This window comes from Halomonas lysinitropha (assembly GCF_902500215.1).
Classification (GTDB): Bacteria; Pseudomonadota; Gammaproteobacteria; order Pseudomonadales; family Halomonadaceae; genus Halomonas; species Halomonas lysinitropha.
Genome location: NZ_CABVOU010000021.1, coordinates 25,624 through 43,135 on the forward strand (window position 1 = coordinate 25,624; position 17,512 = coordinate 43,135).

General features: G+C 62.9%; 9 protein-coding genes. All 9 read left to right on the top strand.

Annotated elements, in window-relative coordinates; translation table 11 throughout:
* Window positions 1-215: 215 nt before the first annotated feature.
* The 9 genes from HALO32_RS03395 (at window position 216) to HALO32_RS03435 (ending at window position 17,082) form a co-directional block, all read left to right on the top strand.
* Entirely contained in the window at window positions 216-4,091 is a 3,876-nt protein-coding gene (locus HALO32_RS03395) for a sensor domain-containing protein (protein ID WP_151442396.1), read from the top strand.
* Between the two features lie 233 nt (window positions 4,092-4,324).
* Window positions 4,325-6,760 (top strand): type I restriction-modification system subunit M, encoded by a 2,436-nt coding sequence (locus HALO32_RS03400; protein WP_151442397.1) that lies wholly within the window; start codon window positions 4,325-4,327, stop codon window positions 6,758-6,760.
* A complete protein-coding gene (locus HALO32_RS03405; RefSeq protein ID WP_151442398.1) occupies window positions 6,753-8,078 on the top strand; it encodes a restriction endonuclease subunit S in 1,326 nt (441 codons plus the stop codon). Before HALO32_RS03400 ends, HALO32_RS03405 begins: the two co-directional genes overlap by 8 nt.
* A 46-nt stretch (window positions 8,079-8,124) precedes the next feature.
* Window positions 8,125-9,936 (top strand): GmrSD restriction endonuclease domain-containing protein, encoded by a 1,812-nt coding sequence (locus HALO32_RS03410; protein WP_151442399.1) that lies wholly within the window; start codon window positions 8,125-8,127, stop codon window positions 9,934-9,936.
* A gap of 3 nt (window positions 9,937-9,939) precedes the next feature.
* Window positions 9,940-10,596: a type II toxin-antitoxin system toxin DNA ADP-ribosyl transferase DarT gene (darT, locus tag HALO32_RS03415; protein WP_151442400.1), complete on the top strand. Its 657-nt coding sequence runs from the start codon at window positions 9,940-9,942 to the stop codon at window positions 10,594-10,596.
* Entirely contained in the window at window positions 10,593-11,687 is a 1,095-nt protein-coding gene (gene darG, locus HALO32_RS03420; RefSeq protein WP_151442401.1) for a type II toxin-antitoxin system antitoxin DNA ADP-ribosyl glycohydrolase DarG, read from the top strand. The genes darT and darG overlap by 4 nt, the downstream gene beginning before the upstream one ends.
* A 40-nt stretch (window positions 11,688-11,727) precedes the next feature.
* Complete coding sequence (locus HALO32_RS03425) at window positions 11,728-12,951, top strand: hypothetical protein (RefSeq protein WP_151442402.1); 1,224 nt, start codon at window positions 11,728-11,730, stop codon at window positions 12,949-12,951.
* Window positions 12,952-13,024: 73 nt separating this feature from the next.
* Window positions 13,025-16,384 carry a type I restriction endonuclease subunit R gene (locus HALO32_RS03430; RefSeq protein ID WP_151442403.1) on the top strand — a complete coding sequence of 1,120 codons (3,360 nt, stop codon included), beginning with the start codon at window positions 13,025-13,027 and terminating at the stop codon, window positions 16,382-16,384.
* A complete protein-coding gene (locus HALO32_RS03435) occupies window positions 16,381-17,082 on the top strand; it encodes a M48 family metallopeptidase (RefSeq protein WP_151442404.1) in 702 nt (233 codons plus the stop codon). The genes HALO32_RS03430 and HALO32_RS03435 overlap by 4 nt, the downstream gene beginning before the upstream one ends.
* Window positions 17,083-17,512 lie beyond the last annotated feature (430 nt).

Below are 17,512 nucleotides of genomic sequence, written 5' to 3' on the forward strand. Positions count from 1 at the left end.
TCCAGCACCATGAGATCTTCCCTACCACGATGCCCTCCGTGTTTGGCGCCTAGGTTCAATTTCACTTCTGGGCCGACGCGAGGACGGTACAAACGACCCGTCAGGCACACGCCTGTCAAATTCGCCGCTTGAAGACACGCGCCACTTTCGGCCACTCAGGCCGGTACCCCCATGGCCGGCTTATCCGGCCTAGCCACCAAGGACGGACTACCACCATGACACAGCGTCCGTTGGCGACGTATCTGACCGGCCTGATCTTGCTCTGCGTCTTGCCCTTGGGGTTGCTGTCCTTCTGGCTGGCCTTCGACAGTGTCCGCGATCGCGGGCATGAGATGCGCCAGGAAGCGCAGCAGCTTGTCCACAACGCCCGTGGTGCGATCGATCACTATCTGGATGCGCGCATTCGGGCACTCTCGATGCTGGCTGCCTCTCCGCTGGCGGATGCGCCCGAGCAATGGCCGCAGCTGTATGACGAGGCGCAAGGGTTTCGCGAGAGCTTCGGGAGCCACGTGGTATTTTCCGACGTGGGTGATCCGATGCAGATGCGCTTCAATACCCGAGTGCCCTATGGCACCAAGCTCCCGCCGCTTCCCCGTCCCGACGGCAAGGCCGCTGCCCCCCAGGCACTGGCGACGGGGCAAGCCGCCGTGGGTGATAGCTTCATGGGGCCCGTGGCCAACGAGATGCTGGTGGCCATCGTCGTGCCGGGCTTGCGTGACGGGGAAGTCACTCACCTGATGCTCAGCCCCTTGGCCGTCACCCAGTTGCAGCAGCGACTCGATACCCTGGCCTTGCCCGAGGCATGGTCACTGACCCTGACCGACAGCCAAGGGGGGCGTCTCGCCTATCGAGGCGGGACCAACGGTGACAACGTGGACCAGGAGGCGGCCGAAACTTTCCGCGGCGCCTCTGAGCGCTCCCCCTGGGAGGTCAGGTTGTCGATTCCTGAATCGGCCCTCAATGCCCCGCAACAGATGCTCGCCATCAGCCTGGCGCTGTTGATCATCACGGCCATTCTGGGCGGTGTATTCGGTGGCACCGTTGCCGCACGCCGCCTGGGTCGCCAGATGGCCGCCTTGGCGGAGCCTGACGCCTCAGCCCCCGCTTCGACCATACGAGAAATCGCCGATGTTAGGCGGCAACTCCAAGACAATGCCTCGCATCTGCGTAGCAGTGAGGCTCGCCACCGGGAGCTGTTCGAGGCCAACCCCCATCCGATGTGGGTCTACAGCCTAGAGACGCTCTCCTTCCTGGCGGTCAACGACGCCGCGATTCGTCAATACGGCTATAGCCGTTCGGAGTTCATGCGGATGACCATCAAGGACATCCGCCCATCCGAGGATATTCCCCGCCTGCTCGCCAACGTCGGACAGGTGGCCAGCAGTGCACAGCCGTTGGACCATGCGGGGGCCTGGCGGCACGTCACGCGCGACGGTCGAGACATCGACGTCGAGATCCATTCTCACAGCCTCCAGTACAATGGCGAGCCCGCCGAATTGGTGCTGGCGCATGACATCACTGATCGGCTTCGCGCCGAGGCGGCCTTGCGCAACAGTGAGGCCGAGTTCCGTACCCTGATCGAATCCATGCCCCAGATCGTCTGGGTCACCCGGCCCGACGGTTGGCACCTGCAATACAACCAGCACTGGTTCGACTTTACCGGGCTGACGCTGGAGGAAAGCCTCGGCCACGGCTGGAATCCGGCGTTCCACCCGGACGATCGACAGCGCGCCGCCGAACGGTGGCAGGCCGCCACCGCCACGGGGACCCCCTACGAGATCGAGTATCGACTGCGCCGCGCCGATGGCGCCTATCGCTGGATGCTCGGTCGTGCCCTGCCCTTGCGTGACAGCAGCGGCCAGATCGTCAAGTGGTTCGGCACCTGTACCGACATCCACGAGCTCAAGCGCACCGCGGAGCGCCTCACCGAGGCCCAGCGCATTGGCCGAATGGGCGACTGGGAGTACGACCTCGCGACCCAAGCCATCATCTGGTCCTCGCAGGTCTACGAGATCCTTGGTCGAGATCCGGCACTGGGGCCGCCGCAAGGACTGGAGGAGAACGAAGCGCTCTTCGCCCCGTCGAGCCGCCCACTACTTGTCGCCAAGGTCGAACAAGCCATTTCCAAAGGAGAGCTCCAAGAGTATGAACTAGTGGTCACCCACCCGGCCGGCAAGGAAGTGCAGGTGCGCGTCGTGGCGGTACCGAGCAAGGATTCGCTTGGCCGTGTTACTGGCCTATACGGCACGATCCAGGACATCAGCGAGGAAAAACGCGCCGAGCGTGCCTTGATGATTCGCGCCCATCAGCAGCGGTTGGTGGCCGAGTTCGGCCGCTCGGCACTCGCCTCGACGGACATTGAGGAGGTCTTCCGGGAGGCGGTCACCCTGATGGCCGACGGACTGGGCGTGGACTTTACCAAGGTTCTGCTCTGCGATGCATCGACCAATGCCTGCACCCTGGTAGCCGGTGTCGGCTGGGAAGCGGAGTGGATCGGTCGCAAGGTTTATCGCACTAGCTGGGCCTACTCCCAGACCGACCATGTCATGGATTCGCAGGAGCCGGTGATCATCGAGAACTTTCATGACGAAACGCGCTTCTCGCCATCACCGCTGCTCATACGGCACGGCATCCTGAGCGGCATCAATGTGGTAATCAAAGGGGTCGAGGCACCACTAGGCAGCCTCGGCGCCTATGCCCGTGAGGCACACTCCTTTTCTTCCGATGACATCCGCTTTCTGGAGAGCCTCGCCAATACGTTGAGCACGGCGCTCGAGCGACGCCTCGCCGATGAGCGCCTCGCCCACATGGCCCACCACGATGCGCTGACCAATCTGCCCAATCGCTTCCTGCTCACCGACCGGCTCAGCGTGGCGTTGGCTGAGGCCCAGCGGCACGGTCAGCACCTGGCCCTGCTGTTCCTCGATGTGGACCGTTTCAAGAACGTCAATGACGTCTACGGCCATACCTTCGGCGACCGCATTCTCCAGGAAATCGCCGAGCGGCTAAGAGGCGCAGTGCGGGCGATGGATACCGTCAGTCGCCAGGGCGGCGACGAATTCCTGGTGGTACTACCCGAACTGCACAATGACACGGAAGCCAAGCGTATCGCCGAGACGCTGCTGAGCACCTTCGCGCCTCCTTTCCAGGTCGAGAGTACCGAGGTAGTGCTCACGGCCAGCATCGGCATCGCCTGTTTCCCTGCCGATGGCCAGGAGGCCGAGACCCTGTTGCGTAATGCCGATGCCGCCATGTATATCGCCAAGGATCGAGGCCGCAACCGCTACCAATTCTATGCCGCGGACATGCATGCCAGGACCATGGAACACCTCATGCTGGAAGGTGACCTCCGCCGGGCGATCGAGAACCACCAGTTGCACCTGGAATACCAGCCCCAGATCGACTTGACGACCGGTGTCACCCTGGGACTCGAAGCCCTGGTCCGATGGCGACACCCCACCCACGGCCTGGTGTCCCCCGGCAAGTTCATCCCCATCGCCGAGGAGAGCGGCCAGATCATCCCGATCGGCACCTGGATCCTGGAAGAGGCTTGTCGCCAGCATGCCCGCTGGATCGACGACGGACTGCCGGTCGGCACCATCGCAGTCAATGTCTCGGCGCACCAGTTCCAGCAGCCCGACTTCGTCGAGGTGGTGGAGTCTGTGTTGACGCGGACCGGCCTGGCCGCAGACCGCCTGGAACTGGAGGTCACGGAGAGCGTGGTCATGCAGGGCATGGAGGTGGTGCTGGACAAGCTCCGGCGCCTGAACGCGCTGGGGGTCAAGCTGGCCATCGATGATTTCGGCACCGGCTACTCGAGCCTGAGCTACCTGAAACAGTTTCCCCTCTACCGACTCAAGATCGACCAGTCGTTCACCGCCGGCCTGCCGGATAATCGTGAGAGCCTGGCCATCACCCAGGCCATCATCCACATGGGACACAGCCTGGGCCTGGATGTCCTGGCAGAAGGGATCGAAACCCAGGCCCAAGAGACCCAGCTACGACACATGGCATGCAACGCGGGACAGGGGTATCTCTATGCCAGGCCACTCCCCGCCGATGACATCGAGGCATTCTTGTCGGCCCGATAACGCCGCGCTCAGCCAGGCCGAGCACTCCGTGCGTGGCTCTTGAAGCCTCCGGGTAGAGGCGACCACTCACCAGCACGGCCCTGTTCGCCCTGGCTGCTCTCTGCCTTACCCCACGCGCACCGCTGCCCCGCCAACCGGGCGTAGCCTTATGCTCCCATCTTTGGTGAGATAGGCACCAGTCACCACTGGTCGCACGAGGCGGCCGGCTCATCGAACACAGGGAACCGCTGTACATGATCCTCACCCTCAACCAGCTGGAACGGCACCTGTTCAAGGCGGCCGACATCCTGCGCGGCCGCATGGATGCCTCGGAGTTCAAGGAGTACATCTTCGGCATGCTCTTCCTGAAGCGCTGCTCGGACGTCTTCGAGCAGCGCCAGGATGAGGTCCGCGACCAGCTCAGGCAGGCCGGCAAGGGCGACATCGACATCGCCCAGGTGATCGAGATGCCGAGCTGGTACAAGGCGACCTTCTACGTGCCCGAGCAGGCGCGCTGGCCCTACCTGCTGAAGGAGGCCCACCAGGGCGTCGGTAATGCGCTGAACAAGGCGCTGGCCGGCCTGGAAGAGCACAACCCCAGCCTCACCGGGGTGCTGGAGCATATCGACTTCACACGCAAGGTGGGCTCCACCACCCTGCCGGACAAGAAGCTCCGCGACCTGATCGTTCACTTCAGCGAGTACCGCTTGCGCAACGAGGACTTCGAGTTCCCCGATCTGCTCGGCGCCGCCTACGAGTACCTGATCCGCGACTTCGCCGACTCCGCCGGCAAGAAGGGCGGCGAGTTCTACACCCCGCGCCCGGTGGTCCGCATGATGGTGCGGCTGATGGACCCCCAGGAGGACCACAGCGTCTACGACCCCTGCATGGGCTCGGGCGGTATGCTGATCCTCTCCAAGGAGTACCTGGAGGAACAGGGCGGCGACCCGCGCCGGCTCAACCTCTTCGGCCAGGAGACCTCCGGCTCGGTGTGGGCCATCGCCAAGATGAACATGCTGCTGCACGGGGTCAGCTCCGCCGACCTGCGCAACGACGACACCCTCACCGACCCGCAGCACGTCGAGGGCGGCGAGCTGGTGCGTTTCGACCGCATCCTCACCAATCCGCCGTTCTCCATCGGCTACACGCCGAGCCAGCACTTCCCGGAGCGCTTCCACTACGGCAGCGTGCCGGAGGGTGCCAAGAAGGCCGACCTGATGTTCCTGCAGCACATGGCCGCCTGCCTCAAGTCCGACGGCCGCCTGGCCACCGTCATGCCCCACGGCGTGCTGTTCCGCGGCGGCGACGAGAAGCGCATCCGCGCCGGGCTGCTCGAGGACGACCTGGTCGAGGCGGTGATCGGCCTGGCCCCCAACCTCTTCTACGGCACCGGCATCCCCGCCAGCATCCTGGTGCTGCGCGCCAAGGGGGCCAAGCCCGAGGAGCGCCGGGGCCGGGTGCTGTTCATCAACGCCGACCGCGAATACGACGAGGGCCGCGCCCAGAACCACCTGCTGCCCGAGCACATCGAGAAGATCGCCAGCACCTATGAGGCCTTCGCCGACGAGCCCGGCTTCGCCCGGGTGGTGCCGCTCATGGAGCTGCGCGACAACGACTACAACCTCAATATCCGACGCTACGCCGACAACACCCCGCCACCAGAACCCCAGGACGTTCGCGCCCACCTCATGGGCGGCGTGCCGGTGGCCGAGATCGACGCCAGACGCCTGCTCTTCGACGCCCAGGGCCTCGACCCCATGGCGCTCTTTACGCCCCGCAGCTCTGGTGAAAAGCCTGATCCCGACTACGTGGACTTCACCGAGCACCTGGCCGAGAAGCGCGACCTCAAGCCCGCCATCGAGGCCGATGCCAGCCTGCGGCAGAAGGAAGCCAGTGTGATGGCCGCCTTCGAGGCCTGGTGGGCCGAGCACGGCGCCAGCATCACCGGCCTCTCCGGCAACGGCGGCCGCCTCACCCGGCTGCGCGATGAGTTGCTGGGTAGCTTTACCGCGGCGCTGGAACCTACCGCCATGCTCGACCGTTTCGCGGTACGCGGCATCATCGCGGGCTTCTGGTTCGACAACAAGAACGAATTCCGCACCCTGCAGGCCCGCGGCTGCCTGGGCGTGGTGGACGCCTGGCGCACCAGCATCGTGAGCCTCCTGGAGGACGAGCAGAGCAAGGCCAACCCGCTGGACCACCGCCTGGTCCACTTCCTGCTCGAGGACTACGTCGCCGAGCTCGAGGAGCTCGCCGCCCGCAAGGCGGAGCTGGACGCCCAGATCAAGGCCGCCGAGGCCAAGCCGGAGGCCGACGACACTGAAGAAGCCGAATCCGATAACGGCGAGGACGACGATGCCCCGACGCCGGAGCAGATCAAGGCCTGGAAGAGCCAGCGCACTCAGGTGAAGAAGCAACACGCCGCCAAGCGCAACAGCTTCGAGCAGCACCTGAACCAGGCCGTGGACGCCTTAGACGAGCCCGCCGCAGCCGAGCTGGTCAACACCATCCTGCATAACGACCTCAAGGGCATCCTCGAGCGCTATATCCGCCAGCAGCGCCAGCAGGTGATCGCCACCTTCGAGATCTGGTGGGACAAGTACGGAGTGACGCTGGCCGACATCGAGGCTGAGCGCGACGCCGCCGCCAGGGAGCTGCAGCAGTATCTGGAGGGGCTGGGGTATGTCTAACTATCCAGAACTTCTAGCTTTGGAGTGCATGGTATCAGACCTCAGAGATGGGACACATGGCACCCATGAAAGGACCGAGTCAGGCGTGCCTTTCCTCAGCGCGAAAAACATCACTGATTCGGGCTTTGTGACGTGGAACGAGGATGACGACAAGATTACCGAAAGAGACTACCAGGCACTCAACTCCAGCTTCACATTAAAGTCTGGAGACCTATTGCTGACGATAGTTGGCAGCCTAGGCCGAAGGGCGATTTTTTTTGGTGAAAAGGTAACCTTCCAACGCAGCGTTGCTTATATAAGACCTAGAAAAGAGAAGGTTTTCCCGAAATATCTATTCTATGCTGTTGGGCATGAAAGTTTTCGGAGAGCGATGATTCAGAGGAGTAATGCCACTGCGCAAGCTGGCCTCTATTTAGGTGAGCTCGCCAAGATTAATGTGGGATGGTTTCCCATCAATGAGCAGCGGCTCATCGCCCACATCCTCGACACCCTCGACACCCAGATCCAGAAGACCGATGCGCTGATCGCCAAGCTGGAGAAGGTCAAGGAGGGCTTGCTCCACGATCTGCTGACCCGCGGCATCGGCGAGAACGGCCAGCTCCGTCCCAACTCCGAACAGGCGCCGGAGCTCTATAAGGAGTCGCCGCTGGGGTTGATTCCAAAACCTTGGAATACTGCAAAGCTGTCAGAGCTGATACTCGAGCACAACTCAGGCCTATACACACCAAAATCAAATTATGGGCGCGGCACCCCTATGCTCGGCGTCTCTTCACTTTACGCAATGGACGTACTTCAAAATCAAGAGCTTCGACGGGCGCCTATACCCAACAGCATGCTGGATAAGTACATCCTCAACGAAGGGGATATTGTATATGGAGAATCGTCGCTCGTACTTAATGGAATAGCCAAAACCGTGGTTGTTGGTGAGCTCGGAGAAGGTAAAGGTTTTGAGTGGCACACAAGAAGGATCCGTGTTGACAAAAGCACAGCGCACCCTGGTTTTATTTCAGCTCAACTCAGCCATTTTCAGTCCGTTAGAAATAAGATCATGTCCGTGGCTACTCAAACAGCACTTACCGGAATGACAACAAAGGATTTTTTCTCGGTCAGCGTTGTTCTTCCGAATATAAATGAGCAAAAAATAATATTCAGGAGGCTAGGGCAACTTGACGAAAGGATTGAAAAAGAAAGTTCAAAACTGACAAAGCTGAAATCTCTAAAAAAAGGGCTCATGGACGACCTCCTTACCGGCCGCGTCCGCGTCACCCCGCTGCTCGACCAGGCCCAAACCCAAGCTCAGCCCACCACCCCGGCATAGACCGGGGCACCCACAACAACCGGACCACATCGCACAGGGAACCGCCATGACCACCTTCGACAGTACCAAGCGCTCGCTGCCCGAGCTGCTCAAGGACATCACCACCGGCAAGATCCAGCTCCCCGACTTCCAGCGCGGCTGGGTGTGGGACGATGACCACGTCCAGAGCCTGCTGGTCAGCATCGCCCGCTCCTTCCCCGTGGGGGCGGTGATGCTGATGGAGACTGGCGGCGAGGTACGCTTCGAGACCCGCCCGGTGGAAGGTATCGACCCGGGCAGCGTGACCAAGGACCCGGACCAGTTGATTCTCGACGGCCAGCAGCGCCTCACCAGCCTGACCCAGGCCGTCGGCCTGACCTCCCCGGTGGACACCCGCACCGCCAAGGGCAAGGACATCAAGCGCCACTACTACTTCGACATCCGTACCGCCCTGGAAGGTGAGGACCGGCTGGAAGATGCCATAGTGGCGGTGGACGAGACCCGCCAGAAGCGCAGCGATTTCGGTCGCAAGGTGGACCTGGACCTCTCCACCCGCCAACTGGAATGCGAGCTACTCCACTTCCCCTGCGACAAGCTGCTGTCACCCAATGAATGGGCAAGCGACCTGTTCAAGTTCAACCAGGAGGAGATCGGTACCTACTTCGAGTTCCAGGAAAAGGTCCTCAGCGCCTTCTCCGCCTACCAGTTGCCGGTCATCGAGCTCAAGAAAGAGACCTCCAAGGAGGCCGTCTGCCTGGTGTTCGAGAAGGTCAATACCGGCGGCGTGCAGCTATCGGTCTTCGAACTGATCACCGCCAGCTACGCCGCTGAGGGCTACAATCTGCGCGACGACTGGTTCGGTTCCGACATTCGCAAGGTCCCCTCGCGCAAGGCCCGTTTCGAGGAGCACGAACTGCTCAGGGACGTGCAGAGCACCGACCTGCTCCAGGCCATCACCCTGTTGCACACCCGGGAGCGCAAGCTACAGGACATCCAGGAGGGCAAGACGGGCAAGCAGGTGCGTCCAGTCAGCGCCAAGCGTGCCTCGGTGCTGGACCTGCCGCTCTCCTCCTACCAGCGCTGGGCCGATGAGGTCGAGAAGGGCTTTGTCGAGGCGGCCCGCTTCCTGCTCCGGGAGTGCTTCTACAGCCGCCGCGAGCTGCCCTACGCCACCCAGGTGGTGCCCCTAGCCGCGATCATGACCCTGCTGGGCAATCGCTGGCGCGAGCCGCGTATCCACCAGAAGCTATCCCGCTGGTACTGGAGCGGCGTACTGGGTGAGCTCTATGGTGGCGCCGTGGAGACCCGGATCGCCCTGGACCTGGAAGAACTGATGAACTGGTTCGAGAACGACGTCGAGGTGCCGCGTACCGTGACCGATGCCTCCTTCGACCCGACCCGTCTGGAATCCCTGCGTAGCCGCCTCAGCGCCGCCTACAAGGGCATCAATGTGCTGATCCTGCGTGAGGGCGCCGAGGACTTCTTTTGGAAGGGCGACATCCAAGAGCTGGACAACCAGGGCGTCGAGCTGGACATCCACCACATCTTTCCTCGCGCCTGGTGCGACCAGCGGGGTATTCCGCCCCGGGTCTACGACGCCATCATCAACAAGACGCCGATCTCCTATAAGGCCAACCGCATGATCGGCGGCGACGCACCTTCCCAGTACCTGGCACGCCTGCAGGGCCACGAGCAGGTCCAACTCGGTGACGAGGCGATGAACGCCATCCTCGAGGGCCACCGCATCCCCACCGAGGCCCTGCGCGCCGACGACTTCGATGCCTTCTACCAGCAGCGCAAGCGCCGCCTGCTCGAGATCATCGAGAAGGCCATGGGCAAGAAGCCGCTGGTGGGTTCGGATGAAGGGATTGACGACTGAACCATGGCCATTGACCTGTCACGCAGCCTCAATCCCGACAAGGCGCTGATCTTTCGCATCACGCACCGCGCCAATCTGCCGTGGCTGCTGGAACATGGGCTCACCTGTCGTTCGGCTGCGGAACAGGACCCTGAGTTCATCACCATCGGTAAGCCGGAGCTGATCGAAAAGCGGACGAGGCGGGCGGTGCCGGTCCCGCCGGGTGGCGTCCTCAGCGACTACATACCGTTCTACTTCACACCAGCGTCGATGATGCTCTACAACATCGTGACTGGCCATGGGGTGCCCCGACAGAACCGTGGGGACATTATCGTGCTGGTGACCTCGCTTCCTCACCTACGACAGCTCGGCCTCCCCTTCCTGTTCAGCGATCGGCATGCCTACCTGGCCAACGCCGAGTTCAGCAACCGGCTGGAGGATTTAGCGGAGTTCGTGCCCTGGCGGCTCCTACAGTCCAAGGACTTCAAGCGTGACCTCGAGAACCCCGACAAGACGGACCGCTATCAGGCCGAGGCGCTGATCCATCGTCATCTGCCGGTCTCGGCACTACTGGGAATCGGCACGTATACTGACGAGATGCGATCCGCCGTCGAAGTACAGGTGGCGGCACACCAGCTTCCGTTGAAGGTGGTGACACGACCCAACTGGTTTTTCCCATGATTGAATACACCCGTGGCAACCTCCTCGAGGCCGACGTCGAGGCACTGGTCAACACCGTCAACACCGTCGGTGTGATGGGCAAGGGCATCGCCCTGATGTTCAAGGAGGCCTTCCCCGAGAACTTCGCCGCCTACGAGGCCGCCTGCAAGGGGCAGGAGGTGGTGACCGGCCGCATGTTCGTCACCGAGCATGATGCCCTGCTGGGGCCACGCTGGATCATCAACTTCCCTACCAAGCAGCACTGGCGAGCCAGGACGCGGTTGGAGTGGATCGAGACCGGGCTGGAGGACCTCAAGCGGGTGATCCGTAAGCGGGGTATTCGCTCCATCGCCCTCCCACCGCTGGGATGCGGCAATGGGGGACTCGACTGGGACCAGGTGCGCCCGCGTATCGAGGCCGCGCTAGGTGAGCTGGATAATGTTCAAGTGCTGGTCTTCGAGCCCACCGCCGAGTATCAGAATGTCGCCAAGCGCTCAGGCGTCGAGAAGCTGACGCCGGCGCGGGCGCTGATTGCCGAGCTGGTGCGCCGTTACTGGGTGCTGGGCATCGAGTGCTCGTTGCTGGAGGTCCAGAAGCTCGCCTGGCTGATGGAGCGACGTATCGTCGCCCATGGCCTCGATAACCCCCTCAACCTGCAGTTCCAGCCCCACCGCTATGGCCCCTATTCCGACAGGCTGCGGCACTTGCTCAACGGCCTGGATGGCAGTTACCTGCATAGCGAGAAGCGCATCAATGACGCCACCCCCGATGAGGTGGTGTGGTTCGATGAATCATGCCGAGAGCGCGTCACTGCCTATCTGCGAAGCGCCGAGGCCCTCCCCTATGCCGAGGCACTCGAGGAGGTAGATGACCTCATAGACGGCTTCCAGTCGCCACTAGGCATGGAAGCACTGGCCACCCTCGACTGGCTGATCAGCCAGCAGCAAGTCGAACCGACCGTCGAGGCCATCAAGGAAGGGTTGCGACATTGGCCCGATGATGTGGCTGGCCAGCGCAAGCTGCGACTCTTCTCGGATCGCCTGATCGCGCTGGCGCTGGAGCGGCTAACGAGTGGTTCTGATATTCAGGCACCATTGATCGCCGAGTCGTAGGGCGACATTACAACGGGCCTCGAACGGATGGGAGGTGGGTGTGGAGGAAGGGACACCGATCACGCATATCGATCGCGAACGGCTATATGAAAAGGTGTGGTCATCGCCCATGAGCCATCTCGCTCGCGAGTATGGTGTGGCGAGCCAAAGGCTGAAGGATTTGTGTGTTCAAGCCAAAATACCCACTCCCCCCGCGGGGCACTGGACGCGGGTGGCGGCAGGAAAATCGGTGATTCGGCCGCCGCTTCCCGAAGCGGCCAGAGATGCCAGTATCGTAATCATTGCGCCTTCCCCATCTTGCAACAAGACATCATCTCAACCGGCTAGGGTGGAGGCGGATGGCCGGAAGGCTAAGTCTGCAACGAAATCGATTCCTGGGCCCAAGCAGAAGTCGTCCGCCAAGTCAGCGCCCTACTTGAGCGTGCCGACTCAGTTGAGAAATCCGCATCGCATCATCGCCGCCTGGCTGGAAGAACATCAGCGAAGCCGGGAAAACGCCCGAAGAAGCACCCTGCCCGGTTTGGCGCCGACTCCTTTTACCTCGGTGGATCGCCGCCGGCAGCGGATTCTCGATACCCTTTTCAAGGCCATCGAGAAAGCGGGCGGTAAAGCGATAGAGGAAGACCGCAAGAAGTTGGCTATCGAGCTTGAAGGGGAGGCGATTCCCATCCAGCTGCGTGAGAAGAACAGGCAGATTCGTCGCTCCTTGACGGAAGATGAGAAGCGCTGGAGCTGGAATGCCGGTAAAGACTGGAAGCTTGAACTACAGCCGACCGGAAAGCTGGTCTTCGAGATCAAGCGCTATTTGCCCAGAGACTTCAGGCAGGACTGGCTGGAAACGGATGAGGTGACGCTGGAAGCGTGTCTCCCGGAAATTTTCAATACGCTGACGCGGGCCGCGCCGCTCCTGGCGCTCGAAACCCAGAAGCGGCGGGAAAGGGAGCGACTCGCCAGAATTGCCGAACATGAACGCTATCTTGCTGAGCAGGCGCGCAAACGCGACGACAACCAGTGGCAACGGTTTCTTGAAGTCGCGGACAACTGGCAGCGCCATGAACGTGCCCGACATTTTTTGCAGGCCCTGAAGCAGCTCGATCTCGATCCGGACATCATGATCGGAGAGAGATCCTTGGGTGAATGGCTGGTGTGGGTCGAGCGCAGACTGACAACCGGCAATCCGCTGAATCAGGGTATCGACACCCTGTTTGCCGACATTGAGAAAGTCACCAACTACACCTACTCACAGCAACACAAGCACTGGTAGCGCTCTTTCAAGCTCCACAGCATATTGTATTCATTAGCTTTACAGTTCACTCATCGCGCTTTGGAGTCACGGCATGGCAGGTCCCGAGTACACGGACGTCGAGAAGCCCTTCATCGACCAGCTGATGGGTCAGGGCTGGGAGTTCTTGACCGGTTCGGTGGACGACCCCGCCGTGACCCACCGCGAGAGCTTCGCCCAGGTGGTGATGGAGCCCGTGCTGCGCGAGCGGCTGTGCCAGATCAATCTGCGCGACGGCCAGCCCTGGCTCGATGAGGCCCGCCTCGACCAGGCGGTCGCGGCCATCACTCGGCTGCCGGCCAGCAAGGTGCTGGAGGCCAACAAGCAGGCCACCGAGCTGCTAGTGAACGGCCTGCCGGTAGAGGGGCTCGAGGGCTGGGACGGCGGCCGCGGGCAGGTCTTGCGCTATATCGACTGGAACGAGCCTACCAACAACGTCTTCACCGTGGTCAACCAGTTCAAGGTGAAGTGCCCACCCGGCCATGACTCGGCCAAGGGGCACGTGATCCCCGACCTGGTGCTGCTCGTCAACGGCATCCCGCTGGTGGTGGTAGAGTGCAAGAGCCGCACCGTGCCCGAGGGGCTCAGTCAGGCGGTGGACCAGCTGCGCCGCTACCACGACCAGCGCTTTCTGGAGAACGAGGTCGAGGAGCACGAGGGGGCGCCGGCGCTGTTCTCTACCAGCCAATTCCTGGTGGCCAGCAACTTCGACGAGGCGCGGGTGGGCACCATCGGCGCCCGCTTCGCCCACTACCTGAGCTGGAAGACGGTAGCGCCGCTGCGCGAGGCGGAGGTGGCCATCGATCTCGACGTGGCGGATCTGTCCGCCCAACAGCGCCTGGTCGCCGGCATGCTCACCCGGGCCAACCTGCTCGACATCGTGCGCCACTACACCCTGTTCATGAATATCGGCGGCCAGGAGATCAAGCTGGTCTGCCGCTACCAGCAGTTCCGCGGCGTGACCCGGGCCGTCGAGCGGCTGAAGCACGGCAAGACGCGCCGCGAGGACGGCGAGAGCGATCGCCGTGGCGGCATCATCTGGCACACCCAGGGCAGCGGCAAGAGCCTCTCGATGGTGTTCTTGGTGCGCAAGCTACGCACCGACCCGGCCCTGCGCCGCTTCAAGGTGGTGGTGATCACCGACCGCAAGGACCTGCAGGCCCAGCTCTCCGCCACCGCCGAGCTCACCGGCGAGAGCGTTGAGAAGGCCGGCAACACCGCGCAGCTCAAGAAGCTGCTGGCCCGCGACGGTCCCGGTCTGGTGTTCGGTACCATCCAGAAGTACCGCGATCCGGATGCCGAGGGCGAGAGCGAGAGCGAGGCAGAACCGGAAACGCACGATACTGGCGCCAGCGGCGGGCTGGACAGCGGCCGCCGCGATGCCGCCGAGACCCCCAAGAAGCCGACCCTGAGCGAGCCCTTCGAGGTACTCAACACCAGCGAAGACATTCTGATCCTGGTGGACGAGGCCCACCGCACCCAGGCCGGCGACCTGCACGCCAACATGATGCGCGCCCTGCCCAACGCCGCCCGCATCGGCTTCACCGGCACGCCCATCATCATGGGCGACAAGAAGCGCACCCACGACATCTTCGGCGACTACATCGACCGCTACACCATCAAGGAGGCCGAGCAGGACGGCGCCACGGTGCCGATCCTCTACGAGGGGCGCACCGCCAAGGGGGCGATCAAGGACGGCGCCAGCCTCGATGGCCTGTTCGAGGACCTGTTCCGCGATCACAGCAAGGAGGAGCTGGAGGCGATCAAGAAGAAGTACGCCACCAAGGGGCAGATCTTCGAGGCGCCACAGCTGATCCAGGAGAAGGCCCAGGACATCCTGCGCCACTACGTCACCCATATCCTGCCCAACGGCTACAAGGCGCAGCTGGTGGCCTACAGCCGCCGTGCGGCGCTGCGCTACTTCGAGGCTCTCGAGCAGGCCAAGGTCGAGCTGCTGGAGGAGGCCATGGCGCTCTCTCCCGAGGACAAGGCCCTCGATGACACTCAGCTGCTAATCCGACCGCTGCGGGTCAAGGCGGCCATCCAGGCCTGGCGCTATCGCCACGTGCTGCGCGAGCTGGAGTTCGCGGTGGTGTTCAGCAGCGGCAACAACGACGATTCTGCCTGGGCCAGGTGGAGCGATCGTGCCGCCGTCGAGAACCACATAAAGCGCTTCAAGAAGCCACTGCCGCCACTGGGTGGGGTGACCCCCAAGGACCCCGCCAAGCACGACCCGCTGGCTTTCCTGATCGTCAAGAGCATGCTGCTCACCGGCTTCGACGCTCCCATCGAGGGGGTGATGTACCTCGACCGCTCGCTGCGCGAGGCGGAGCTGCTGCAGGCCATTGCGCGGGTCAACCGCACCGGCCACGGCAAGAGCCACGGCATCGTGGTGGACTACTTCGGCGTGGCCAACCACCTTAAGGAGGCGCTGGCCGCCTACAGCGAGGAGGACATCGAGGGCGCCCTGCAGAGCCTCAAGGACGAGATCCCGCTGCTGCGCGACCGTCACCTTCGGGTCATCGACGTGCTGCGCACCAAGGGCGTGGACGACCTGGACGACGCCGAGGAGGCGGTGCAGGCGCTGGCCGATGAACGGGTGCGCGCCGAGTTCATGGTCAAGCTCAAGGAGTTCAACCGCGGCCTGGACGACGTGCTGCCGCGCCCCGAGGGGCTGGAGTTCGTCAACGACGCCAAGCGGCTCGCCTATATCCACGCGCTGGCGCGCAACCGCTACAAGGACACCCCGGAGCTGGGTCGCGACATCGGCAACAAGGTGCGCAAGCTGATCGACGACTACGTAATCTCGCTCGGCATCGACCCGCGCATCCCGCCGGTGCAGCTCACCGATGCCGAGTTCGACGACCATATCGGCCGCCAGGTGGGCGACCGCGCCAAGGCCTCGGAGATGGAGCACGCGGTGCGCTCCCACGTGCGCAAGCACCTGGACGAGGACCCGGTGAAGTACGGCCGCTTGAGCGAGCGCCTGGAGGAGCTCCTCGACCAGCTCGATGACCAGTGGGACGAGCAGGTGGAGGCGCTCAAGACGCTGATCCAGCAGCTGCGGGACGGCGCCAGCGTCGATGGCGAGGCGATCCCCGACATGCCGACCCACGCCGAGCCTTTCTGGCGGGAGCTGATGGCCAGCGCCGATCTGGAGGTGGAGCAGATGGACGCCGCCACCGCCCAGCGGCTGCTCGACGCCACCGAGGAGGTGGTGGCCACGATCCAGCAGGAGATCGCCATCCCCGACTTCTGGAAGCCCTCCCACATCCCCGACCAGGAGCGCCTCAAGCAGCACCTATTCAGCCAGCTGATGATGGGCGGCCTGGTGCCCATGGACCGGACCGAGGCCACCGCCGAGCGGCTCTTCGACCTGGCCCGCAGCAACCACCACAAGCTGGTGAGCGCATGACGCAGTTGGCCGTGGACGATCTCACCTTCGAGGTGCGCGAGAGCGCGCGCCGCAAGACGCTGGAGATCACCGTGGACCGCGACGGTGAGCTGGTGATCGCCGCGCCAAGCGGCACCGATGAACAGCACCTGCGCGACTTCGTGCTCGAGAAGCGGCTATGGATCTACCGGAAGCTGGCGCAGAAGGCCGAGCGCCGCCGCCGGCTTCCGCACAAGGAGTACGTCAATGGCGAGGGTTTCCTCTACCTGGGACGCAGTTACCGGCTGAAGCGGGTGGCAAGCGACGCCCAGGATGCCCCGCTCAAGCTCGTCGCCGGGCGCTTCCAGCTACGCGAGGACGCGCTACCCGATGCCCGCGAGCATTTCGTCCGCTGGTACAGCGCCCGCGCCAGCGACTGGCTCACCACCAAGGTGAAGGAGCACGCCCGGCGGATGCAGGTCGATCCTGCCGGCGTAACGGTACAAGACCTCGGCTACCGCTGGGGCTCCTGCGGCAAGGGCAACCGGGTCTACTTCCACTGGAAGACCATCCTGCTGCCCCGCCACATCGCCGAGTACGTGGTCGTCCATGAGCTTGTCCACCTGCACGAGCCCCACCACACGCCCGCCTTCTGGCGCCGCCTCGAGCGCGCTATGCCGGACTACGAGCAGCGCAAGAGCTGGCTCGCCCGGCACGGGATTGAGGTGGAGGGCGTTTGATCTGCCCTTATGGGATCAATGCCAGGACGGCCAGCTTCTTATCGGAGATCAGGGCAATATTCAGTGGTGAAATAATGGGTCAACGCGCTGAAGCGTTGGTCTTAATCCCTTAGTAGTCAGGGAAGGATTCGGAGCACCAACGCTGACGTGTACCCCATCATCTACCTGTCTTAATCCCTTGGAGATCAGGGAAGGCTTCGGAGCCATCGACATGATTCTCAGCTTCGACCGCGCCGGGTCTTAATCCCTTGGAGGTCAGGGAAGGGTTCGGAGCATGACCACACACCATGACCCCATCGTCTGCATGTCTTAATCCCTTGGAGATCAGAGAAGGCTTCGGAGCCGCGTGATGCCTAACTGTGCCAACGCTTTTGAATCTTAATCCCTTGGAGGTCAGGGAAGGCTTCGGAGGAGAAGAAGGACGCCGAGT